Source organism: Streptomyces sp. NTH33 (assembly GCF_003236365.1).
In the GTDB taxonomy this organism is placed as follows: domain Bacteria; phylum Actinomycetota; class Actinomycetes; order Streptomycetales; family Streptomycetaceae; genus Streptomyces.
In genome coordinates this window covers 1-5,005 of the sequence record NZ_POTZ01000491.1, presented here as the reverse complement: position 1 = coordinate 5,005, position 5,005 = coordinate 1, and the positions used below count along the sequence as shown (strand labels likewise).

The window sequence follows — 5,005 nt, the reverse complement described above, 5'->3', positions numbered from 1 at the left end:
GACCTGAGTTCCTTGGCGAGGAGCTTGGCGCGGTAGTCGCGGGGCATGTCGGCGTAGCGCCAGGTTTCCTCGCCGAGCCGGTCGAACAGCTGGCCGAGGGCGTGGTGGTGGGCGTCGGCGTGTTCGCGGACGTCCATGGTGGCGAGCTGGAGGCCGAAGGCGGCCAGGGTGCGGATGGTGCGGCCCAGTCGTCCGTCGGCGAACAGGCCGCCGCGGTGTTCGCGCAGGGAGTTCTGGATGATGCGCAGGTCGTGCAGCAGCTCGTTGGTGCCGAGGTAGTCGTGGCCGGGCTCGTGGGAGGTGCCGGTGGCCAGGCGCTGCTTGGTGTTGACGAGCTTCTGGCGGATGCAGGTGGCCTTGAGCCGGTAGGGCTCCTCGGCGTTGAGGCGCTTGTAGCGGGGGCTGATCTCGGGCAGCTTCTCCAGGTCGGCCTGGAGGGAGGTCAGCAGTTCGTCGGTGGCGCCGGTGTAGCGGATGGAGTTGGAGAGGAAGCCGCGCAGCTCGTCGATCATGTCGAGGGCGTCGTTGATGCCGTGTTCGTGCTGGAGGATCAGCACGTCCCAGGTGACCTGGGGGGTGACGTTGGGGTTGCCGTCGCGGTCGCCGCCGATCCAGGTGCCGAAGGTGAGGGGGCGGGTGTCGTCGGGGAGCCTGACGCCGACGCGCTCCAGTTCGGCGGTGAGGTCCTCCAGGACGTCGCCGACGGCTTCGGCGTGGAGTTCGTCGAGGTAGTAGATGGCGTTGCGGGCCTCGTCGGAGGGTTCGGGGCGTACCACGCGGAGTTCGTCGGTCTGCCAGACGAGGTCGATGTTCTCGGCGAGCCGGGTGTCGTGGCGGCGGCGGTCGGAGGCGACGACCGGGGTTTCCAGAAGGGCGGCGATGCGGCGGAGCTTGTTGAGGACGGAGCGGCGGGCGGCCTCGGTGGGGTGTGCGGTGAAGACCGGGCGGACGTTGAGGTGCTGCACGGTCTGGCGCAGGTGTGCGGGGTCGGCGTCCTTGAGCCGGTCGGCGGTGCGGGCGATGAGGCCGCCCTCGGCGGCGCGGCGGGCGCGCAGTTCGCGGCCGCGGTGCACCTGTTCGGCGATGTTGGCGAGGTGGAAGTAGGTGGAGAAGGCGCGGACCAGCTTGGCCGCGGTTTCGAGTTCGGTGCCGCGCAGGAGTTCGGCGGCGGCCTCGCCGTCCTCGCGGGTGAGGCGGCGGACCCTCTCGACCAGTTCGAGGAGCTCGGGGCCTTCCTGCCGTACGAGGGTCTCTCCGAGGAGGTCGCCCAGTCGGCGGATGTCGGCGCGCAGCTCGCTGCTGGTCGTCGTCTGGTCGTCGGAACTGCTCACAGGTGCGGCTCCTTGCGGGTTGAAGCACGTCTGGGAGGGAACCCGGACGGGTGCCGCGCGGCGGGCCGCCGCATACGGGCCGGGCATCCGGGAAGGGATTTTCTTCAGCGGACCGCGCTGTCCGACCGATTCCAAGTCTAGGTGTCGGGCGGGACGCGCAAGGCTGCGGGCTCTTGCCGCAGGGCGACGCGCTGCCATACTTACGATGCCGTAGGTTACGGAACCGTAGGGAGCTGGACGGTTCCGGACGCCGCCGGCACCTGTCTAGACCCTCGACCCACAGGGGACGCCCATGACCGCAAGCTCCGATGTGATCGACGACGCCCAGAAGGCGACCGACACCGCGCTGCCGTCTGCCACGCTGGGTGGTGAGCAGAAGCGTTCGATCGAGCAGATCACGCTGCTGCTGTTCATCACCGTCCCGTTTCTCGCGCTGCTGGCGGCGGTGCCGCTGGCGTGGGGGTGGGGGGTGAGCTGGCTGGATCTGGGCCTGTTGGTGTTCTTCTACTTCCTCGGCTGCCACGGCATCACGATCGGTTTCCACCGGCATTTCACCCATGGCTCGTTCAAGGCGAAGCGGCCCTTGAAGATCGCGCTGGCGATCGCGGGGTCGATGGCGGTCGAGGGGCCCCTGGTCCGCTGGGTCGCCGACCACCGCAGGCACCACAGGTTCTCCGACGCCGAGGGCGATCCGCACTCGCCGTGGCGGTACGGCGAGACGGTTCCGGCGCTGCTGAAGGGCCTGTGGTGGGCTCATGTCGGCTGGATGTTCGACGAGGAGCAGACGCCGCAGGAGAAGTACGCGCCGGATCTGGTCAAGGATCCGGCGATGCGGCGGATCTCCCGCCAGTTCGTGCTCTGGACGACGGTGTCGCTCGCGCTGCCGGCGCTGATCGGCGGCCTGGTCACCCTGTCGTGGTGGGGCGCGTGCACCGCGTTCTTCTGGGGTTCACTCGTTCGGGTGGCTTTGCTGCACCACGTGACCTGGTCGATCAACTCGATCTGTCATGCGGTCGGCAAGCGTCCGTTCAAGTCGCGGGACCGCTCGGGCAACGTGTGGTGGCTGGCGGTGCTGTCCTGCGGCGAGTCCTGGCACAACCTGCACCACGCCGACCCGACCTCGGCCCGGCACGGGGTGGAGCGCGGCCAGCTGGACTCCTCGGCGCGGATCATCCGCTGGTTCGAGCAGCTCGGCTGGGCACACGACGTGCGCTGGCCGTCACGCTCGCGTATCGATTCCCGCCGGAACACTGACAAGGACCGCTCCCGGCGCCGTAAGGAGACCGCCGAGGCGGCATGATGGGCGGTGTGGCCACCGACTCCAGCACCCCCAGCAATGACAAGCCGCGGCGCGCGCGTCGCACCCGTATGACCGGTGCCGAGCGCCGCCAGCAGCTGCTGGAGATCGGTCGCACCCTGTTCGCGGCGAAGGGCTTCGAGGCCACGTCGGTGGAGGAGATCGCGGCGAAGGCCGGGGTGTCCAAGCCGGTGGTGTACGAGCACTTCGGCGGCAAGGAGGGCCTGTACGCGGTGGTGGTGGACCGCGAGATGCGGCGGCTGCTGGACATGGTGACCAGCAGTCTGACGGCCGGCCACCCCCGCGAGCTGTGCGAGCAGGCGGCGTTCGCTCTCCTGGACTACATCGAGGAGTACACGGACGGCTTCCGCATCCTGGTCCGTGACTCCCCCATCCCGCAGTCGACGGGTTCCTTCGCCTCCCTGATCTCCGACATCGCCACCCAGGTGGAGGACATCCTGGGCCGCGAGTTCAAGTCCCGCGGCTTCGACTCCAAGCTGGCCCCTTTGTACGCCCAGGCCCTGGTCGGCATGGTCGCCCTGACCGGCCAGTGGTGGCTGGACGTGCGCCGCCCGAAGAAGGCGGAGGTGGCGGCCCACCTGGTGAACCTGGCGTGGCACGGCCTGGACGGTCTGGAGCCGAAGCCGCGGCTGATCGGTCACCGCAAGAGCTGAACCAATAGGCCACAAGATTAATCTTGTGGCACCATGTGCGCATGATTGAGATCGCGATCAGCGCTGCCCGTTCCCAGCTCGGCGACCTGGTCCGCCGTGCCGCTCACAGCCGCGAGACCATCGCGCTGACCGACCACGGGCACGTGGCTGCCCTCCTTGTGTCTCCGCAGGTGATAGAGGATCTTGAGGACGCCTTGGCAGTCTCTGACTACCAGCGGCGGAAGGCCGAGGGAACGCTGGGTGAGGGCATCCCCATGGCGGAGGTCCGGAGGCGACTGGGGCTCGAGAAGCCGTGAGCTACGAGATCATCTTCGAACCGCACGCCCTCGACGCCGCAGCGCGGTTCTTGAAGGAGGACCCGGCCGGCCTCGCCGGGGTCCTGGACGCGATCGACGAGCTGGCCCACGATCCGCGCCCCGCGGGGTCGACGCCGTACGGCCTGGACATTCGCCGCCTCCGTGTCGGCGAGTACCGGGTCCTGTACGTCATCGGCGATGAGGTCGTCCGTATCCTCGTCACGCACCTCGGTCGGACGGCTTGAGCTCCTCAAGGAACTCCAGCCGGTTGCCCACCGGATCCTCGGAGTAGAAGCGCTTGTGGCCCGGCAGGTCGTCGTCCCAGGTGACCTTCGCGCCGTGTGCGCGCAGCCGGGCGGCGTAGGCCTCGATGGCCGTCACCCGCAGGCCGGGGTGGGCCTTCTTCGCCGGGCGGAAGTCGTCCTCGACGCCCAGGTGGAGCTGGACGGTCCCGGCCTGGAACCAGCAGCCGCCGCGCGCGGCCAGGACCGGTGGCTTGGGGATCTCCGTCATGCCGAGGACGTCGACGTAGTACGTACGCAGCTGGTCCTCGGAGCCGGGGGGCGCGGCCAGCTGGACGTGATCGACGGCGCTGAGCACGGCTCATGCCTCCTTGGTGTTCCTGGTGGCGACCGCGAAGACGCGGCGGAAGGGGAACGGGGTGCCGTGCGGGCCGGGCGGGTAGGCCTCGCGCAGGGCGGTGCGGTACTCGGCCAGGAACTCCTCGCGTGCCGCCGGGTCGTCGCCGAGGGCGGTGAGGACCGGCCGCAGCCCGGTGCCCTTCACCCAGTCCAGGACCGGATCCTCCCCCGCCAGCAGGTGGACGTACGTCGTCTCCCACACGTCCGCCGTGCAGCCGAGCGCGGTCAGCTTCTCCAGGTACGCCTCGGGGCCGAACACCGCGTCCTCGTGGCGCAGGACGTCCGCGAGGCGGTCGCGCCAGCGGGCGGAGTGGGCGAGGTCGCGCATCAGCCGGTGGCTGGGGGCAAAGAAGTTGCCGGGCACCTGGAAGGCGAGGGTGCCGCCGGGGCGCAGCCCCGCCACCCAGTCGGCGAACCGGTCGGCGTGCCCGGGCACCCACTGCAGGGTGGCGTTGCTGACGATCAGGTCGTACGGCTCGCCGGGCGTCCAGGTGCGGACGTCGGCATGGGCGAAGTCGAGGCGTCCGCCGCCGGGGGTGGGGCCCTCATGCTCCACCACGGCCTTGTCGAGCATCTCGGGCGAGTTGTCGTAGCCGGTGATGTGCGCGGTGGGCCAGCGGCCGGCGAGCAGGGCGGTGACGTTGCCGGGCCCGCAGCCGAGGTCGGCGATACGGGGCGGGCGCGGGCCGCTGGGCAGCTCGGGGACGCGGGCGAGCAGGTCGGTGAAGGGGCGGGCGCGATGGCCGGCGTGACGCAGGTACTGGGC

The 5,005-nt window shown here is 70.1% G+C and carries 7 protein-coding genes; 4 read left to right on the top strand and 3 right to left on the bottom strand.

Features of this window, described 5'->3' with window-relative positions; genetic code table 11:
• Nucleotides 1–1,331: phosphoenolpyruvate carboxylase (locus C1I97_RS31310; RefSeq protein WP_146608348.1), on the bottom strand; the 1,331-nt coding region annotated here is incomplete at its 3' end.
• Nucleotides 1,332–1,623: 292 nt separating this feature from the next.
• Between C1I97_RS31310 and C1I97_RS31305 the strand changes: the two genes are divergently transcribed.
• The 4 genes from C1I97_RS31305 to C1I97_RS31290 are packed head-to-tail and all read left to right on the top strand — an operon-like array spanning nucleotide 1,624 to nucleotide 3,843.
• Nucleotides 1,624–2,631: an acyl-CoA desaturase gene (locus tag C1I97_RS31305; protein WP_111006444.1), complete on the top strand. Its 1,008-nt coding sequence runs from the start codon at nucleotides 1,624–1,626 to the stop codon at nucleotides 2,629–2,631.
• Nucleotides 2,628–3,302 (top strand): TetR/AcrR family transcriptional regulator, encoded by a 675-nt coding sequence (locus C1I97_RS31300; RefSeq protein WP_111006443.1) that lies wholly within the window; start codon nucleotides 2,628–2,630, stop codon nucleotides 3,300–3,302. Before C1I97_RS31305 ends, C1I97_RS31300 begins: the two co-directional genes overlap by 4 nt.
• Nucleotides 3,303–3,343: 41 nt before the next feature.
• Entirely contained in the window at nucleotides 3,344–3,598 is a 255-nt protein-coding gene (locus C1I97_RS31295) for a type II toxin-antitoxin system Phd/YefM family antitoxin (protein ID WP_111006442.1), read from the top strand.
• Nucleotides 3,595–3,843: a type II toxin-antitoxin system RelE family toxin gene (locus tag C1I97_RS31290; RefSeq protein ID WP_111006441.1), complete on the top strand. Its 249-nt coding sequence runs from the start codon at nucleotides 3,595–3,597 to the stop codon at nucleotides 3,841–3,843. Before C1I97_RS31295 ends, C1I97_RS31290 begins: the two co-directional genes overlap by 4 nt.
• On the opposite strand, the gene C1I97_RS31285 is transcribed toward C1I97_RS31290, so the two are convergent.
• The gene (locus tag C1I97_RS31285; protein ID WP_111006440.1) at nucleotides 3,818–4,198 is read right to left on the bottom strand and encodes a VOC family protein; all 381 of its coding nucleotides are present in this window, start codon (nucleotides 4,196–4,198) and stop codon (nucleotides 3,818–3,820) included. The genes C1I97_RS31290 and C1I97_RS31285 overlap by 26 nt on opposite strands.
• Before the next feature lie 3 nt (nucleotides 4,199–4,201).
• A partial coding sequence (locus C1I97_RS31280) for a trans-aconitate 2-methyltransferase (protein ID WP_111006439.1) occupies nucleotides 4,202–5,005 on the bottom strand: 804 nt, incomplete at its 5' end.

What these genes read in the sequence shown, in the direction of transcription:
- C1I97_RS31305 (WP_111006444.1), top strand. Translation starts at nt 1,624, where the DNA reads ATGACCGCAAGCTCCGATGTGATCGACGACGCCCAGAAGGCGACCGAC.
- C1I97_RS31300 (WP_111006443.1), top strand. Translation starts at nt 2,628, where the DNA reads ATGATGGGCGGTGTGGCCACCGACTCCAGCACCCCCAGCAATGACAAG.
- C1I97_RS31295 (WP_111006442.1), top strand. Translation starts at nt 3,344, where the DNA reads ATGATTGAGATCGCGATCAGCGCTGCCCGTTCCCAGCTCGGCGACCTG.